The sequence below is a fragment of the Streptomyces sp. NPDC040622 genome (genome assembly GCF_055593965.1).
Genome location: NZ_JBVIXD010000011.1, coordinates 216206 through 231262, shown reverse-complemented (window position 1 = coordinate 231262; position 15057 = coordinate 216206). Strand labels below are relative to the sequence as shown.

Annotated in this window: 18 protein-coding genes; 10 read left to right on the top strand and 8 right to left on the bottom strand. The window is 73.0% G+C overall.

Annotation, left to right across the window (positions count from 1 at the left end; genetic code table 11):
- Positions 1 to 31: 31 nt before the first annotated feature.
- From ACZ592_RS31270 to ACZ592_RS31260, 3 genes are all read left to right on the top strand, one after another.
- A complete protein-coding gene (locus tag ACZ592_RS31270; RefSeq protein WP_471585034.1) occupies positions 32 to 1444 on the top strand; it encodes an amidohydrolase in 1413 nt (470 codons plus the stop codon).
- Between the two features lie 129 nt (positions 1445 to 1573).
- Entirely contained in the window at positions 1574 to 2257 is a 684-nt protein-coding gene (locus ACZ592_RS31265; protein WP_471585033.1) for a DUF899 domain-containing protein, read from the top strand.
- Between the two features lie 191 nt (positions 2258 to 2448).
- Positions 2449 to 2640 carry a hypothetical protein gene (locus tag ACZ592_RS31260; RefSeq protein WP_471585032.1) on the top strand — a complete coding sequence of 64 codons (192 nt, stop codon included), beginning with the start codon at positions 2449 to 2451 and terminating at the stop codon, positions 2638 to 2640.
- Between the two features lie 111 nt (positions 2641 to 2751).
- Here the strand turns inward: ACZ592_RS31260 and ACZ592_RS31255 are convergent, their stop codons facing one another.
- Positions 2752 to 3195 (bottom strand): hypothetical protein, encoded by a 444-nt coding sequence (locus ACZ592_RS31255; RefSeq protein ID WP_471585031.1) that lies wholly within the window; start codon positions 3193 to 3195, stop codon positions 2752 to 2754.
- A gap of 42 nt (positions 3196 to 3237) precedes the next feature.
- A complete protein-coding gene (locus ACZ592_RS31250) occupies positions 3238 to 3747 on the bottom strand; it encodes an ATP-binding protein (protein ID WP_471585030.1) in 510 nt (169 codons plus the stop codon).
- A gap of 158 nt (positions 3748 to 3905) precedes the next feature.
- On the opposite strand from ACZ592_RS31250, the gene ACZ592_RS31245 reads away from it, so the two are divergent.
- The 3 genes from ACZ592_RS31245 (at position 3906) to ACZ592_RS31235 (ending at position 5914) form a co-directional block, all read left to right on the top strand.
- Entirely contained in the window at positions 3906 to 4766 is an 861-nt protein-coding gene (locus ACZ592_RS31245; protein ID WP_471585029.1) for a helix-turn-helix domain-containing protein, read from the top strand.
- Positions 4767 to 4860: 94 nt separating this feature from the next.
- Positions 4861 to 5076, top strand: coding sequence for a DUF397 domain-containing protein (locus ACZ592_RS31240; protein WP_471585109.1), 216 nt, complete (start codon positions 4861 to 4863; stop codon positions 5074 to 5076).
- Between the two features lie 40 nt (positions 5077 to 5116).
- Entirely contained in the window at positions 5117 to 5914 is a 798-nt protein-coding gene (locus ACZ592_RS31235) for an SAM-dependent methyltransferase (RefSeq protein WP_471585028.1), read from the top strand.
- 17 nt (positions 5915 to 5931) lie between these two features.
- Here the strand turns inward: ACZ592_RS31235 and ACZ592_RS31230 are convergent, their stop codons facing one another.
- The 3 genes from ACZ592_RS31230 to ACZ592_RS31220 form a co-directional block, all read right to left on the bottom strand.
- Positions 5932 to 7422 carry a glutamate synthase subunit beta gene (locus ACZ592_RS31230; RefSeq protein ID WP_471585027.1) on the bottom strand — a complete coding sequence of 497 codons (1491 nt, stop codon included), beginning with the start codon at positions 7420 to 7422 and terminating at the stop codon, positions 5932 to 5934.
- A 122-nt stretch (positions 7423 to 7544) separates the two neighbouring features.
- The gene (locus ACZ592_RS31225) at positions 7545 to 8024 is read right to left on the bottom strand and encodes an anthrone oxygenase family protein (RefSeq protein WP_471585026.1); all 480 of its coding nucleotides are present in this window, start codon (positions 8022 to 8024) and stop codon (positions 7545 to 7547) included.
- Between the two features lie 213 nt (positions 8025 to 8237).
- Positions 8238 to 8972, bottom strand: coding sequence for a DUF2293 domain-containing protein (locus ACZ592_RS31220; RefSeq protein ID WP_471585025.1), 735 nt, complete (start codon positions 8970 to 8972; stop codon positions 8238 to 8240).
- A 48-nt stretch (positions 8973 to 9020) separates the two neighbouring features.
- Between ACZ592_RS31220 and ACZ592_RS31215 the strand changes: the two genes are divergently transcribed.
- Positions 9021 to 9662: a nucleoside/nucleotide kinase family protein gene (locus ACZ592_RS31215; protein WP_471585024.1), complete on the top strand. Its 642-nt coding sequence runs from the start codon at positions 9021 to 9023 to the stop codon at positions 9660 to 9662.
- 236 nt (positions 9663 to 9898) lie between these two features.
- Complete coding sequence (locus ACZ592_RS31210; protein ID WP_471585023.1) at positions 9899 to 10318, top strand: CBS domain-containing protein; 420 nt, start codon at positions 9899 to 9901, stop codon at positions 10316 to 10318.
- 45 nt (positions 10319 to 10363) lie between these two features.
- Here the strand turns inward: ACZ592_RS31210 and ACZ592_RS31205 are convergent, their stop codons facing one another.
- On the bottom strand, positions 10364 to 11491 hold the full coding sequence (locus ACZ592_RS31205; protein ID WP_471585108.1) for a magnesium and cobalt transport protein CorA: 1128 nt from the start codon (positions 11489 to 11491) through the stop codon (positions 10364 to 10366).
- Between the two features lie 164 nt (positions 11492 to 11655).
- Here ACZ592_RS31205 and ACZ592_RS31200 point away from each other — a divergent pair, with 164 nt between their 5' ends.
- Positions 11656 to 12504, top strand: a complete 849-nt coding sequence (locus tag ACZ592_RS31200) for a methyltransferase domain-containing protein (protein ID WP_471585022.1) — start codon at positions 11656 to 11658, stop codon at positions 12502 to 12504.
- A 194-nt stretch (positions 12505 to 12698) separates the two neighbouring features.
- Here the strand turns inward: ACZ592_RS31200 and ACZ592_RS31195 are convergent, their stop codons facing one another.
- Together ACZ592_RS31195 and ACZ592_RS31190 are read right to left on the bottom strand one after the other, a co-directional pair.
- Positions 12699 to 13619: a carbohydrate kinase family protein gene (locus tag ACZ592_RS31195; RefSeq protein WP_471585021.1), complete on the bottom strand. Its 921-nt coding sequence runs from the start codon at positions 13617 to 13619 to the stop codon at positions 12699 to 12701.
- On the bottom strand, positions 13616 to 14521 hold the full coding sequence (locus tag ACZ592_RS31190) for a pseudouridine-5'-phosphate glycosidase (RefSeq protein ID WP_471585020.1): 906 nt from the start codon (positions 14519 to 14521) through the stop codon (positions 13616 to 13618). Before ACZ592_RS31190 ends, ACZ592_RS31195 begins: the two co-directional genes overlap by 4 nt.
- Positions 14522 to 14678: 157 nt before the next feature.
- Between ACZ592_RS31190 and ACZ592_RS31185 the strand changes: the two genes are divergently transcribed.
- Positions 14679 to 15044 carry a cupin domain-containing protein gene (locus tag ACZ592_RS31185; protein WP_471585019.1) on the top strand — a complete coding sequence of 122 codons (366 nt, stop codon included), beginning with the start codon at positions 14679 to 14681 and terminating at the stop codon, positions 15042 to 15044.
- The last annotated feature ends 13 nt before the right edge of the window (positions 15045 to 15057 follow it).

Below are 15057 nucleotides of genomic sequence, written 5' to 3'. Positions count from 1 at the left end.
GCCGGATGCGCACTCGCACTACCGTGAAGAGATGACGCCGCCTCCCTCGTCAGAACCTGCCGGACTCATCACGCACGGCCCCGCGGACCCCGCCGGCCTCGTCGTCACCGGCTGCACGGCCCTCACCCACGGCCCCGGCGGGGAGATCGTCTTCGTCGACGACGCCACCATCGTCGTACGGGACGGACTCATCGCCTCCGTCACGGCGGGCGGCGGCGCGGGTACTACCGGAAGCCCGGGCCCCGCGGCCACCGCGCACATCGACGGCCGGGGCACCGTCGCCCTCCCCGGACTCGTCAACTGCCACACGCACACACCGATGGTGGCCCTGCGCGGCCTCGCCGAGGACCTGCCCGCCCACTCCTGGTTCAACGACTGGATCTGGCCCGTCGAGTCCAACCTGACCGGACGGATCGTCGGGCTCGGCGCCCGGCTCGCCTGCGCCGAGATGATCCGAGGGGGCGTCACCACCTTCGCCGACCACTACTTCGCCATGGACGAGGTGGCCGCCGCCACCGACGAGAGCGGCCTGCGTGCGGTTCTCGGCCAGGCCTACTTCAGCTCGCAGGGGCCCGAAGGACGGGCCGCATCCCTCGACTTCGCGCTGCGGCGGCGTGGTGGCGCGGGCGGACGCATCACCACCTGCCTCGCCCCGCACGCCCCGTACACCGTCGATGACGCCGACCTCGCCGCGACCGCCGAACTGGCAGCGGAGAACGGCCTGTCGGTGCACATCCACGCGGCCGAGAACCGCGAGCAGACCGACAACAGCCTGGCCCGGCACGGCCGTACCCCGATCGAGATCCTGGAGCGCGCCGGGCTCCTCGACGTCGACGTCCTGCTCGCCCACACCACCGGCCTGGACGAGGCCCGCGACCTGCCCGTGCTGCGCCGCGCCGGCGGCCGGGTCGCCGTCGCCTCCGCGCCCCGCGGCTATCTGAAGTTCGGCTGGGACACGACGCCCGTACGGGCCCTGCGCGCAGCGGGTGTCGACGTCGGCCTCGCCACGGACGGCGCCGCGTCCAACAACACCCTCGACGTGTGGGAGTCCATGACGCTCACCGCGCTCGTCCAGAAGTACGTGGAGCGCGACCCCGCCTGGCTCACCGCCCGGCAGGCCCTGGACCACGCCACGCTGCAGAGCGCGCGGGCCGTCGGGCTCGGGGAGGAGATCGGGAGCCTCGCCGCGGGGCGGCGGGCCGACCTCGTCCTCGTCGACGTGACCGGACCCCACACCCAGCCCGTGCACGACCTCGCCGCCACCCTCGTGCACAGCGCGCGTGCCGCGGACGTGCGCACCACGATCGTGGCCGGCCGCGTCCTGATGCGCGACCGCGAACTGCTGACCGTCGATGTGCCGGGCGTCGTCGCGGAGTTGGGCGCGCTGCTGCCGGACCTCGTCGACCGGAGCCACGGCAGGCGCATCCAGGAGTACGGGGGATGAGTGCGGGCGCGGATGCCGTGCCGCCCCGCGTGACTTTCTGAAACTTCTTCGCCGGCGAGCGATGAGTTCCGCGAAGCCCGCAGGTCCACCCTTCGCCGAGGTACGCCCGAAGGGTGGAGGAGACACGCCATGGGACTTCCGGACATCGTCACGCGCGAGGAGTGGCTCGCGGCGCGGGACGAGCTGCTGGCCAAGGAGAAGGCGGCCACCCGTGCCCGCGACGTGCTCAACGCCGAGCGGCGCGGGCTGCCGATGGTCGAGGTCGACAAGGAGTACTACTTCGACGGCTACGACGGGAAGGCCACGCTCCTCGACCTCTTCGACGGCAGGGACCAACTGATCGTCTACCACTTCATGTTCGCCCCCGAGTGGGACGCGGGCTGCCGCAGCTGCTCCGGCTTCCTCGACCAGATCGGTCACCTCGCGCACCTGCGGGCCCGCTCCACGAACTTCGTCGCGGTCTCGCGGGCCCCGTTCACCAAGCTGCTGACCTTCAAGGCGCGCATGGGCTGGACCGTGCCCTGGTACTCGACGAACGGCGGGGACTTCAACTACGACTTCGGGGCGTCCTTCGCCGAGGAGCCCCAGGACCTGCCCGCGATCAACTGCTTCCTGCGGTACGGCGACCGCGTCTTCCACACGTACGCCACGTTCGCCCGCGGCCTGGACGGCGTCGGTTCCACCAGCAGCCTCCTCGACCTCACCGCCCTCGGGCGGCAGGAGGAGTGGGAGCGGCCCGAGGGGCGGGCGTCGGCCTTCGGGGCCCCCGCGGGCAGTGCGCGGGTGCGGTACCACGACGAGTACGAGGACTGAGCCCGGGCCCGGGCAGACCCCGGGGGCAGTCCGGGCAGAGCCTGGGGGCGACCCGGGGAGAACCCTGGGAAATGGCCCGACTCCGTCTCAGTTCCGTCACGTCGCGCACCCGCGGGGCCCTCTCGCGCGTTCTCCTCGGTACAGGGTCCGCGGACCGCACACGCAACGGAACGACACGGGGGACAGGGATCATGCTGAACGGACGAGTGGTGCTGGAGCGATTTCCCGCAGGCGGACCGCGCGGGTCGTGGCCCGCGGAGGAGTTCGCGCGGGCCCGCCGTCAGGAGGGACAGCCCGCGGAGGTCGTGATGGACCTCGCGTCGGACGCCTTCCTGGTGATCGTCCGCGAGAGCGCGGCGACCCCGGAGCTGGCCGCCGCCTGAGCGGCACCGCGTGCAGGGCGCCCCCGGGAGCGCTCCCGAGGGGCGCGGGGAACTGCGCGCCCGGCCAGGGCGGACCCGCGGCGAAAGAACCGCCCCACCGCGGCGGAGCCGCTAGGCGCTGAGCGCCCGGGACCACCCCGGCGTCGTCCCCGTGGCCCGGCACAGCGCCAGGTACAGCGGGATCGGCGGCGTATAGGGGACGTCGTCCGAGGGACGGTTGATCAGGACGGGCCTGCATCCGGCGTCCCGCACCACCGCGCCCGCCGAGTACGCGACCGGCGCCGGCCACTCCATGGCGACGTCCGAGTCGGCCGGCACGATCCACCACCAGCGCGCCTCGTCCTCGTACACACATCCGACGCGGGGCAGCCGGGACATCAGCCACGGCCCGAACGACGCGGGCACCGCCACCGCGTCGCAGCCGAGCGGCTCGGTCATTCCCTCGGGCAGATCCAGGCGCACGGGTGGTGGTGTCGGAGCCCCCGCACGCTGTCGCCGCCTGGAGAGGCGGATCAAGGTGTTCAGGTCCAACGGCCGTACCGTACCCGTGCTCACAAGCCCCCCGCCCGCATCACTGCCACGTTCGATCGTTCCGTTCTACGCACATGCCGCCGATGGCGCTGCCGCCGCCGACGCCGTTCTTGGCAACTCCGCCCACACCGTGAGCCCGATACCGGGCCCCGCGTCGTGCACGCCCCACGCGCTGCTCACCGCATCGACAAGAAGCAGTCCCCTCCCGTGCTCCTCGTCGGCCCCCCTGTGCACCGGGCGCGGCGTCCCTGAACCGCACCCTTCGTCACGTACGGTTATTCGCAGCTTCTCCGGATCCGCGCAGAGCTCGCAGATGATCCGCCGGCTCGCGGTGTGCACCACGGCATTGGTGACCAGTTCGGAGAGGACGAGTGCCGCCGCGTCGCATGCGTCGTCGTCCCGCACCGCCCACCCGTCCAGCTGCTCGCGCATCAGGCGTCTGGCCTGTGCGACGGAGCCCGGACGTGGTGCGAGGGCGAAACTGACGCAGACCTCGGCGGCCTCGGAAAACGCCTCGGCGAGATCGCCAAGGCGCCCTTCGGCGGCTTCGGTTCGTAACGGCGCGGGCGGAGTCACGTTTTCCACTATCGCCCCGCCCGGAACACCTTGGCAAGGGCCACTCTGAAATGTGCACAGTGGCGTGTTCCTTCGAGGCGGCGCATGGCACACTGCTCGCTACAGCTCGCGGTGCGGTGTGAGTTGAAGCAACGCGCAGTCAGGTGGAGGTAGGAGACGTGAGCGAACCGCGGTCCGCGCCGACCGTCGGCCAGGTCGTTCTCGGTCGTCGCCTGCAGGACCTGCGCGAGAGCGCGGGCCTCAAACGCGAGGAGGCCGCGAAGATCCTCCGCGTCGCCCCCGCCACCGTCCGCCGCATGGAGACGGCCGAGGTCGCGCTGAAGATCCCGTATCTCCAGCTGCTCCTGAAGGCCTACGGCGTCGCGGACGACGAGGCCGAATCCTTCGTCATGCTGGCCGAGGAGGCCAACAAGCCCGGCTGGTGGCAGCGGTTCCACGACATCCTGCCCGGCTGGTTCAGCATGTACGTCAGCCTGGAGGGCGCGGCCAGCCTCATCAGGTCCTATGAACCCCACTTCGTGCCGGGACTCCTGCAGACCGAGGAGTACGCGCGCGGCGTGATGCGCTCCGGCGCCATCGGCCAGACCCGTCCCACGGACATCGAGCGGTACGTGGCGCTGCGCATGGAGCGCCAGTCCCTGCTCACCCGCGAGGACGCGCCCCGGCTGTGGGTGGTCATGGACGAGACCGCGCTGCGCAGGCCCGTGGGCGACGCCGATGTGATGCGCGAGCAGCTCGACCGGCTGCTCGAAGCCGCCGAGCTGCCCCACGTCACCCTGCAGGTCGCGACCTTCGCGGCGGGCCCGCACCCCGGAACGTACGGACCGTTCGTGCTCTTCCGCTTCGCCATGGCGGAGCTGCCCGACATGGTCTACAGCGAGTACCTGACCGGCGCCGTCTACCTGGACGCGCGCACCGAGGTGGCCACCCACCTGGAGGTCATGGACCGCATGGCGGCGCAGGCCGCCACCGCACAACGCACGAAGGAGATCCTCCGGGACCTCCGCAAGGAGCTGTGACATGGACCGACACCGAGCCGGAACGCGCCCTGCCGGTCCGCGTTCACCAGGGGCCCGCGACGATTCGCGCAGCGAGTCCCGGATCTACAACGGAATGCCCGCCCGTGACCTCGGCACCGAGGGCTGGCACAAGCCGTGGAGCGGCGGCAACGGCGGCAACTGCCTGGAGGCCATGAAACTGGCCGACGGTCGCGTGGCCGTGCGTCAGTCCGCCGACCCCGACGGCCCCGCGCTGATCTACACGCACGGCGAGATCACCGCGTTCATCCAGGGGGCGAAGGACGGCGAGGCGGACTTCCTGCTGTCCTGAGCGCCACCGTCCCCGCCCGTCGCCGACGCTTGGAGCCCGCATGACCGATTCGTCGTACATCGACACCAGCAAGCCGCATCCCGCACGGATGTACGACTGGTTCCTCGGGGGCAAGGACAACTACCCCGTGGACGAGGAGATGGGCCGCCAGCTCGTCGCGATGGACGGGCGGGTCCTGACGACGGCGCGGGCCAACCGCGCGTTCATGCAGCGCGCCACGCGCTGGCTCGCCTCCCAGGGCGTACGGCAGTTCCTGGACATCGGCACCGGCATACCGACCGAGCCGAACCTCCACCAGATCGCCCAGCGGATCGCACCGGAGTCCCGCGTCGTCTACTGCGACAACGACCCCATCGTCCTCGCGCACGCCGAGGCGCTGCTGCGTTCGACGCCGCAGGGCGTCACCGAGTACATCCAGGCGGACTTCCGCGAGCCGGAGAAGATCCTCGAAGAGGCCTCACGCATCCTGGACCTCGAACGGCCCGTGGCCCTGTGCCTGGTCGCGCTGCTGCACTTCATCGCGGACGAGGACGGCGCGTACGAACTGGTGGACCAGCTGATGCGGGCCCTGCCCTCCGGCAGCCACCTGATGCTGTCGCACGGCACCGCCGACTTCACGCCGCAGACGGCCGAGCGGGCCGGGGAGCTCTACGAGGCGCGCGGCATGACCCTGGCGCTGCGCTCACAGGCCGAGGTGGAACGCTTCTTCTCCGGAACCGAGCTGGTCATGCCCGGAGTGGCGGTCCTGGACCGGTGGAAGCCGGAACTGGGCGAGTGGACCCCGGCCTCGGACGAAGGCCCCACCCCGGGGTACGGGGCGGTCGCGCGGAAGGTGTGACGGCGCCGCGCCGGACGTCACGCCGTCATCGGGCGGTCGTGCGGCGTGATCGGGCACGGCAGGCTCGTCTTGCCCGTCAGGTGGCGGTCCACCGCCGCGGCGCTCGCGCGGCCCTCCGCGATGGCCCAGACGACGAGCGACTGGCCGCGCGCCGCGTCGCCGGTCGCGAAGACGCCGGGGACGTTCGTCGCGAACCGTGTGTCGCGGGCGAGCACGCCCCGCCCTTCGAGCTCCACGCCGAGCTGGTCGAGCAGGCCGCCCGCCGTGCGCTCGGGTCCGGAGAAGCCGAGTGCGAGCAGGACCAGGTCGGCCGGAAGCACCTGTTCCGTCCCCGGCAGCGGGCGTCGGTCCGCGTCGACCTCCGTCAGGCACACCGCCCGCACCCGCCCCGACGCGTCCCCCTCGAAGCGCAGCGTGGACGCCGAGAACAGGCGCGCGTCGTACTGAGCCGCGGGCGCGGTCCGCAGCTCCCCGGCCTCCTCGTGCGCCGCGGAGAGCCGGTAGATCTTCGGGTACGTGGGCCACGGCTCCGTCGCCTCGTCCCGTGCCTCACCGGGGCGCGCGTAGATGTCCAGCTGTGTGACGGACGCCGCCCCCTCACGCACCGCCGTGCCCAGGCAGTCGGCGCCGGTGTCGCCGCCGCCCACGATGACGACGTGCCGGCCGGCCGCGCTCAGCGGCGAGACGTCCAGGTCTCCCTCGCACACGCGGTTGGCGAGCGGCAGATAGGTCATGGCCTGCTCGATGCCGGTCAGCCCACGCCCCGGCACGTCCAGATCGCGGCTCGCCGTCGCCCCCACGGCGAGCACCACCGCGTCGTACCTGCCGCGCAGCTGCCCCGCGTCCACGTCCAGGCCGACCTCCGTCGACGTGCAAAAGCGCACGCCCTCGGCGGTCAACTGCCCGAGCCTGCGTTCCAGGTGGCGCTTCTCCATCTTGAAGGCCGGGATCCCGTACCGCAGCAGCCCGCCCGGCCGGTCGTCCCGCTCGTACACCGCGACGGTGTGCCCGGCGCGCGCCAGCTGCTGCGCGGCGGCGAGGCCCGCGGGCCCCGACCCGACGACGGCGACGGTCTTCCCGGAGTGCCGCTGCGGGGGACGGGGCGGGGCGAGACCGTCGGCCCAGATCCGGTCGGCGACGGCGACTTCGACGTTCTTGATCGTCACCGCGGGCCGGTTGATCGCGAGGACGCAGCCCGCCTCACAGGGGGCGGGGCAGAGCCGCCCGGTGAACTCGGGGAAGTTGTTCGTGGCGTGCAGCCGATCCGCCGCCGCGTGCCAGTCGGCGCGCGACACGAGGTCGTTCCACTCGGGGATCAGATTCCCGAGCGGGCACGCCTCGTGGCAGAACGGGATCCCGCAGTCCATGCAGCGGTCCGCCTGCCGCTCGACGAGGGGCAGCAGGCCGCCCGGGACGTACACCTCGTCCCAGTCCCGCACGCGCTCCTCCACGGGGCGGCGCGGCCGGTCCTGACGCTCGGTGGTGAGGAAACCCTTGGGGTCGGCCATCACCGCCTCCCTGGCGCAGGCTTTTTGTCACCATACGTCGTGTATGAGGTGATAGCACCCGGTCAGGTCACGTCAGGCCGGGTCAGGCCCGGCCCGGTCAGGCCCGGTCAGGCCCGGTCAGGTCAGGTGAGGGCGAGGACGAAGCACGTCGTGGCGGCCAGTGAGGCGACGCTCCGGACGTGGTTCCACGCGGTCCACTCGCTGACGTACGAACGCCAGTACGCGGCGCCCTCCACGCTGTCCGGGTCGGTCTCGGCGAGGGCGTCGTTGCGCGGGATGTTCGCCATGACCGTCACCCCGAACGAGCCGACGAGGTACAGCGCGCTGCCGAGCAGCAGCTCGACGGTGCCCTCCTCGGGCCAGAGCACGAACGTCACGACGGCGAGCACCGCGCAGAGCCCGGTGGCCCCCAGGAACACGGTCATGAACGCCGGGCCGACCGCGGCGGCGTTGATGCGGTTCATCGCGGCGATGCCCTGGGCCGGCTCCAGCGCGGCCAGGCCCTTCATCACGAAGGTGGAGAACGCGACGAACACCCCGGCGGCGAGGCCGCAGGCGAGCGCCCCGAGCACGATGAGCACGAAGTACGGTCCATCGATCATGGCAACTCCCGTGGGTACTGGGGCGGTTACGCCGAAGGGCGGGCAGGTGATCCTGCAGGGCGCCCCCGCGTCACCACAAGTCAATTCCCCCGGGTCCGCGAGAGCCATACGTGACGCTCGCGGGCGCATACGTGGGCGTCTTGGGGGCGGAAGGCGGCGACACCGATGGTGGCGGGTGCGGGTGCGGGTGCGGGTGCGGGTGTCGGTGTCGCGTCACGCCTGCGCCCGGCGCGGGCCGTCCGCGTCACGGGACTCGCGCCAGCCCCGTAACGTCGCCTCCACCGCGGGGGCGATCCGGCGCCGTGCCTCGCCCCGGGGCACCCCGCTCATCAGCAACCGGTCGTACGGCGTCGCCGTGTGCCGGACCGCCGCCCCGACCGCCGCCGTCACCGCCCCCTGCGACAGCGCCCGCCCCGCCGCGCTCCTGCCCACCCGCCCGCTGCCCCGCACCGACGCGTGGGCGGCGATGGCGCGGGCCCGTTCCCCGGGGCAGCCGGGAAAGATCCGGCGGATCTGCGCGGCGAACTCCGCCGTGAACCGCACGTCCTCCGCGGCCCGCCGTGCCGCATCCCGGACCCGACGCCTGGCCCGTGCCTCCGCGTCCGCCAGGCAGCACTCCTCGGCGCGGGTCAGGGCGGGCTCCTCGACGAGGACGCCCTGCCGTTCGTACCGGGCGCGGCGGCGGTGGAAGCGGACGACGACCGCCCAGAGGCCGCTGCCCTCGCGGGCGCGCCGGGTGAGCGCCGTGTCGCCGCGCGGCAGGTACACGAGGTGCCCGAGGTCGGCGCAGTCCAGGCAGCGCGGCTCGCCGCCCTCCAGGACGAGCAGCGGCAGCGGCCCCGAGCGGCACTCGGCGCAGTGGCGGCGCTTCAGCGGCTGGAAGACCAGAGGTCCGGCGCGGGCGGAGGGAACGCCGGGGACGGCGGGGGAGACGGGGGAGCTCGCCATGCCTGTCTCTTCCCCGCGGGCGCCGCGCGCGAAGCGGCACGCGGCATCATGGGGCGCGTGCGACTCGAACCGATCACCTGGGAACGTATGGCCGACACCCTCGCCGACCGCCTGCTCGACCTGAAGACGGCCGACGGGGGCGCCTGGCCGCGGGTGGCCTTCGACGGGGCCCCGGCGGGCGGCACCGGTGAGCTGGCGCGCCGGGTGGCGGACGCGCTGCGCCTGCGGGGACGGAGCACGCTCGTGATCGGTACGGAGGGATTCCTGCGGCCCGCTTCGCTGCGGTTCGAATACGGGCACGAGGACGTGGAGGCGTACTACGGCGGGTGGTTCGACACCGGGGCGCTGTGGCGGGAGGTGTTCGGGCCGCTCGACCCCGGCGGCACGGGCCGGGTCCTGCCCGACCTCTGGGACCCCGTGGCCGACCGTGCGACGCGCAGCCCGTACGCCCGACTGCCGCCCGGCGCGCTGCTGTTGCTGCACGGACCGCTGCTCCTCGGGCACTGGTTCCCGTTCGACCTGACCGTGCACGTGCGGCTCTCGCCGGGCGCCCTGCGGCGGCGAACGCCCGAGGGCGAGCGCTGGACGCTGCCGGCCTTCGAGCGGTACGAGACGGAGACGGATCCCGCGGCCGCGGCCGATGTGGTGGTGCGGGCGGACGATCCGCGGCACCCGGCGTGGAGCGGATGAACTCCCGGGTGCTGGGGCGCTGGGGTGCTGGGGTGCTGAGGGCCGGGGTGCCGGGGTGCCGGGGGCCGGGGTGCTGGACGCTGGAGCGTCGCAGTGGTGGCTGTGACCGGGCGTGACCGCTGACCGGGCGTGACCGCTCCGGATGCGTGCCGCCGGGGGCGCCGCGAGAATGAGGGCGCCGGGACCAGCGGCGCCGTCGTGCCGCTCCGGACTCCGCCCGGCCACGGGAGGTAGTGATGACCACCGCCGGAGACATCATGCACCGGGGCGCCCAGTGGATCCCCAGGCACGAGACCCTGGACCGCGCCGCCCAGCTGATGCGCCAACTCGACGTGGGCGCGCTGCCCATCAGTGACGAGAACGAACGGCTCTGCGGCATCCTCACCGACCGTGACATCGTCGTCGGCTGTGTGGCCATGGGCCATGACCCGGCCAAGGTCACCGCGGGCGACATGGCCAAGGGCACGCCGCGCTGGATCGACTCGGGCGCCGACGTCGACGAGGTCCTCAGGGAAATGCAGGGCCACCAGATCCGCCGCCTGCCGGTGATCGAGAACAAGCGGCTCGTCGGCATGATCAGCGAGGCCGACCTCGCCACCCACCTCACCGACGACCAGCTCGCGGGCTGGGTCGAGAGCGTGTACGCCAAGGGCTGACGGTTCCGCCCCGGCGGCCCGCCGTACCGCTCGGCAGTCAGCGGCTCACAGCCAGCCGCTGCGCCGGAAGCCGCGGTAGAGCGCGAAACAGGCGCTCACGACCAGCGACATGATGATCGGGTAGCCGTACTGCCAGTGCAGTTCGGGCATGTGGTCGAAGTTCATGCCGTACATGCCGCAGACCATCGTCGGCACCGCGATGACCGCCGCCCACGCGGTGATCTTCCGCATGTCCTCGTTCTGCGCGACCGTCACCTGGGCGAGATGGGCCTGGAGGATCGAGTTCAGCAACTCGTCGAAGGCGGCGATCTGTTCGGTGGCCCGCTTCAAGTGGTCGTCGACGTCCCGGAAGTACGCCTGTATCTGCGGGGCGATGACCCGCATCGGCTGGCTGGCGAGCACCTGGAGCGGGCGGCCGAGCGGCACCACCGCCCGCTTCAGTTCGAGCAGTTCGCGCTTGAGCTGGTAGATGCGGCCCGGGTCGGCCCGCGCGCCGTCCGGGGCGAACACGTCCGTCTCGACTTCGTCGATGTCCGACTGCACCGCGTCGGTCGCCGCGAGGTAGTCGTCCACGACCTGGTCCGCGATGGCGTGCAGCACCGCGGCCGGGCCCTGGGCGAGCTGCTCGGGCGTGGATTCGAGCTCTTCGCGCAGCGGGCCGAGCGAGCCGTGCCTGCCGTGCCGGACGGTGATGACGAACTCCCGGCCGACGAAGACCATGATCTCGCCGGTGTCCACGACCTCGCTGGTCGAGGTCAGTTCGCCGTGCTCCACGTAGCAGACGGTCTTGAACACGGCGAAGAGCGTGTGGTCGTACCGCTCCACCTTCGGGCGCTGGTGGGCGTGCACCGCGTCCTCCACGGCGAGGGGGTGCAGGCCGAAGAGCTCGGCGATGTCGGCGAACTCCTCCTCCGTCGGCTCGTGCAGCCCCAGCCAGACGAAGCCGTCGCCGGACCTGCGGATCCGCTCCACGGACTCGACCAGATCGCGCCCGGGGGACTGGCGCACGCCCTCCCGGTACGTCACGCAGTTCACCACCGACGAGCCCAGCGGGGAGCGGGCCGGGTGGCTCAGGTCGACGCGGGCACCGCGGCGGGCCAGACGCGCGACCTTGCGCAGGCCGCCCACCTTGCGCAGGCCGCTGACCTTGCGCAGGTTCCCGACCTTCCGCAGATTGCCTGCCATCGACATAGGGGCTCCTTGCACCGGCGACGTGGCGTGCCAGTCTGCCAGTACGGTCCGATGCCCCGCCAAGGCCTGTGGGAACGGAGAACTCCGTTCCGGATTGCCCGGTTCTGCCTACCGGGAGCAAGCGGGACAACTGGGATGATCGCGGCATGACGCGAATCGACGGTCATCTCCTCGACCCCCGGCAGTACCCCGGCCCCCGGCAGCTCGCCGACCACCGGCAGCTCCCCGACGCCCGGCACTCCGAGGCGCGGTCGCGCTCCGACGCCTTCGCCGCGCTCTTCGACCCCACGACCTTCGGGCACATCGAACGCCTCGGCATCGGCCCCGGCTGGCGCTGCTGGGAGGTCGGGGCGGGCGGCACCTCCGTGATCTCCTGGCTCGCCCGACGCGTCGGGCCCACGGGCCGGGTCCTCGCGACCGACATCGACACGTCGTGGCAGACGCGGGCCGCGCGCTCCCCCCTGGAAGTGCGGGTCCACGACGTCGCCGCCGACCCGCCGCCCGTCGAGGGCTTCGACCTCGTGCACGCGCGGCTCGTCCTGGCCGGCGTGGCCGACCGGGAGCGGGCCCTGGCGTCGATGCTGCGGTCGCTGCGGCCCGGCGGCAGGCTCCTCGTCGAGGAGCCCGACCCCGCGCTCCAGCCGCTGACCTGCCCCGACGAGCACGGGCCCGCCCAGGAAGTGGCGAACAGGCTCAGCCATGGCGTGCGGTCCCTGCTCGCGGAGCGCGGCGTCGACCTCGCCTACGGGCGCCGGATGCCGAGGATGCTGCGCGAGGCGGGCCTGCGCCAGGTGGAGTCCGACGTGTACTTCCCGCTCGCCTCACCGGCGAGCGCGGCTCTGGAGACCGCGACGTTCCAGCACCTCCGCCCCGACCTCACCGCCGCGGGCCTGGTCACGTCGGAGGACATCGACCTCCACCTGACGAACGTCGCGTCGGGCACGCTGGACCTGGCGACTCCACCGCTGATCTCCACGTGGGGGCGGAAGGCGTAAAGGGTACGGGGGCGGGGCTGGTGGCCTCGTGGTGGAGGGCCGGCAGGCGGCGCGGGGGGCGTGGAGCGGCCCAACTGGCGGCGTGGGACGGCCCGGTCCACGCCACTGCGGCCTGGCTGCTCCTTTGCCGCCGTCCTCTTCCCGAGGCACCCGCATCCGGCCCGCCCGCCCGCACCGCCGCGCCCTCCCGCCCCTCACGCCGCCGCGTCCGGCCCCGGCGGTCTGCCGCCGACCAGTTCCACGGCCCGCGCCCCCGCCCGGCACCCCGCTGCCGCCGCCTCGCGGAGGTCCGCCCCGTCGAGCCGGGCGGCGAGGAACGCTCCGGTGAACGCGTCGCCCGCGCCCGTCGAGTCGTGCACGCGCGCGTGCTCCGCGGGGGCCCGGCCCAGCACCTCACCCTCCCGTGCCACCAGCGCGCCCTCGGCGCCGAGTTTGACGACCACCGCGGGGAAGCGGTGGCTCAACTCGGCCGCCGCGTCCGCCGGGTCGGACAGTCCGGTGAGCAGTTCCGCCTCGTCCCGGCTCGGCAGGAGCGTGCCGACCCCGTCCACCGCCGACAGGAACCGCTCCGCGCCCGTCTCCGCGAGGAACCCCGCCGACGCGGGATCCACGCTCACCGGAACGCCCCGCGCGTGGGCGGCCGTCAGCGCCGCACGGGCCGCCGCCCGGCCGGGCTCGGCGAAGAACAGGTAGCCGGAGAGGTGCAGCAGGGCCACACCGTCGAGCAGTTCGGGCGAGACGTCGGCGGGGGAGAGCCGCAGCGCGGCACCGCTGTCCGTGAGGAACGTCCGCTCGGCCGCCGCGCCCCCGTCCACCAGGCAGATCACCGTGCCCGTCGAGGCCCCCGCATCGACGACCAGCCGGGACCGCACCCCCGCGCGGGTGAGCGCGGCCTCGTGCCACGCGGCCGCGTCGGCGCCGACCCGGCCGAGGAGACGTACGTCCGACCGGCCCCAATACGCCGCCCAGCACGCCACGTTGGCGCCCGCGCCGCCCGGAACCGTCCGGATGACGGCGGCCGTGTCGGTGCCGGACGCGAGCGCCGTACGGTGCCGGGCGACGATGTCCGTCACGACGTCCCCGACGACCAGCAGGGCGCCGGCCCTCACCGTCACCGTCCGGCCCAGGCCGACGCGATCCGTCCCGCGAGGCGCGTGTTGCCGCGGACCGCGGCGAGGTTGGCCTCCAGGGACGCGCCTCCGCTGCGCCGCACCAGTTCCTCCAGCAGGAACGGGGTGATCGCCTGGCCCGTGATGCCCCGCTCCTCGCACGACTCCAGTGCCTCGGCGAGCACGCGCGCGTGCAGCGCGGGGTCGAGCTGTCTGTCGCTCGGCACCGGATTGGCCACGATCAGCGCCGAGTCCGGCGCGTCGAGGGCGTCCTGGGCCCGCATCACCTCCGCGACCTCCCCGGGCGCACGCAGCGTCCAGTCCACCGGGTGTCCGGAGTCGGCGAGGTAGAAGCCGGGAAAGCGGTCGGTCCCGTATCCCGCCACCGCGACGCCCAGCGTCTCCAGGCGCTCCAGCGTCGCCGGCACGTCCAGGATCGACTTGACGCCCGCGCACACCACGGTGATCCGGGTGCGGGCGAGCAGCCCCAGGTCGGCCGACTCGTCCTGCGCCCGTGTCCACTGCCGGTGCACCCCGCCGAGCCCGCCCGTGGCGAACACCCGCACACCCGCGCGCGCGGCGAGGAGCGCCGTCGCCGACACCGTCGTCGCCCCGCTCGCGCCGGTCGCGACGGCGAGCGGCAGATCGCGGTGGCCCAGCTTGCGGATGCCGTCCTCGTTCGCGACCCGCTTCAACTGCTCCTTGTCCAGGCCGACATGAGGGTGTCCGTCCAGCACGGCGATCGTGGCGGGAACGGCGCCCTGCGCCCGTACGACCTCTTCGAGCTCCTCGGCGACCTGGAGATTGCGCGGGCGCGGAAGGCCGTGCGCGATGATCGTGGACTCCAGGGCCACCACGGGGAGTCGCTCCGCGACAGCTTTCTGCACCTCGTCGGACACCACCAGCACGGGCCTGCCTCCTGCCTGTCGGGTCTCCCCTCATCCCTGGCGGCCGGGGCGGCCCGCCAAACCCGCGGGGTCGAGTTCGAGGCGGCTTCGAACCGGCCGGGAGCAGAAGGCGACCCCTGCCGCGGTGCCTTCGAAGTCCCGGCTAGGGTGACCGGCCATGACTACAAATGATCAGTCTGTCGCGTCTTTTGCCGTGCATATTCCGGACGTCGAGCTGGAGATCGAGCCGCTCGACCCGGCGCAGATCGTCTCCGGCGCCCCGGTGGTGACCGGCAAGGTGCTCTGGGAATCGGCCGACGGCAAGCAGCTGCGCGGCATCTGGCAGATCACGCCGGGCGTGGTCACCGACACGGAGGCCAACGAGCTCTTCGTGGTCGTCAGCGGCCGCGCCACCGTCGCGGTCGAGGGCGGCGACACCCTGGAGGTCGGTCCCGGCGACGCCGCCGTGCTGCGCGAGGGCGACCGCACCACCTGGACCGTCCACGAGACGCTGCGCAAGGCGTACCACATCACGCTCCCGTGACCGCGTGACGTCT

What these genes read in the sequence shown, in the direction of transcription:
- ACZ592_RS31270 (WP_471585034.1), top strand. Translation starts at nt 32, where the DNA reads ATGACGCCGCCTCCCTCGTCAGAACCTGCCGGACTCATCACGCACGGC.
- ACZ592_RS31265 (WP_471585033.1), top strand. Translation starts at nt 1,574, where the DNA reads ATGGGACTTCCGGACATCGTCACGCGCGAGGAGTGGCTCGCGGCGCGG.
- ACZ592_RS31260 (WP_471585032.1), top strand. Translation starts at nt 2,449, where the DNA reads ATGCTGAACGGACGAGTGGTGCTGGAGCGATTTCCCGCAGGCGGACCG.
- ACZ592_RS31240 (WP_471585109.1), top strand. Translation starts at nt 4,861, where the DNA reads ATGCCCGCCCGTGACCTCGGCACCGAGGGCTGGCACAAGCCGTGGAGC.
- ACZ592_RS31235 (WP_471585028.1), top strand. Translation starts at nt 5,117, where the DNA reads ATGACCGATTCGTCGTACATCGACACCAGCAAGCCGCATCCCGCACGG.
- ACZ592_RS31230 (WP_471585027.1), bottom strand. Translation starts at nt 7,422, where the DNA reads ATGGCCGACCCCAAGGGTTTCCTCACCACCGAGCGTCAGGACCGGCCG.
- ACZ592_RS31225 (WP_471585026.1), bottom strand. Translation starts at nt 8,024, where the DNA reads ATGATCGATGGACCGTACTTCGTGCTCATCGTGCTCGGGGCGCTCGCC.
- ACZ592_RS31220 (WP_471585025.1), bottom strand. Translation starts at nt 8,972, where the DNA reads ATGGCGAGCTCCCCCGTCTCCCCCGCCGTCCCCGGCGTTCCCTCCGCC.
- ACZ592_RS31215 (WP_471585024.1), top strand. Translation starts at nt 9,021, where the DNA reads ATGGGGCGCGTGCGACTCGAACCGATCACCTGGGAACGTATGGCCGAC.
- ACZ592_RS31210 (WP_471585023.1), top strand. Translation starts at nt 9,899, where the DNA reads ATGACCACCGCCGGAGACATCATGCACCGGGGCGCCCAGTGGATCCCC.
- ACZ592_RS31200 (WP_471585022.1), top strand. Translation starts at nt 11,656, where the DNA reads ATGACGCGAATCGACGGTCATCTCCTCGACCCCCGGCAGTACCCCGGC.
- ACZ592_RS31185 (WP_471585019.1), top strand. Translation starts at nt 14,679, where the DNA reads ATGACTACAAATGATCAGTCTGTCGCGTCTTTTGCCGTGCATATTCCG.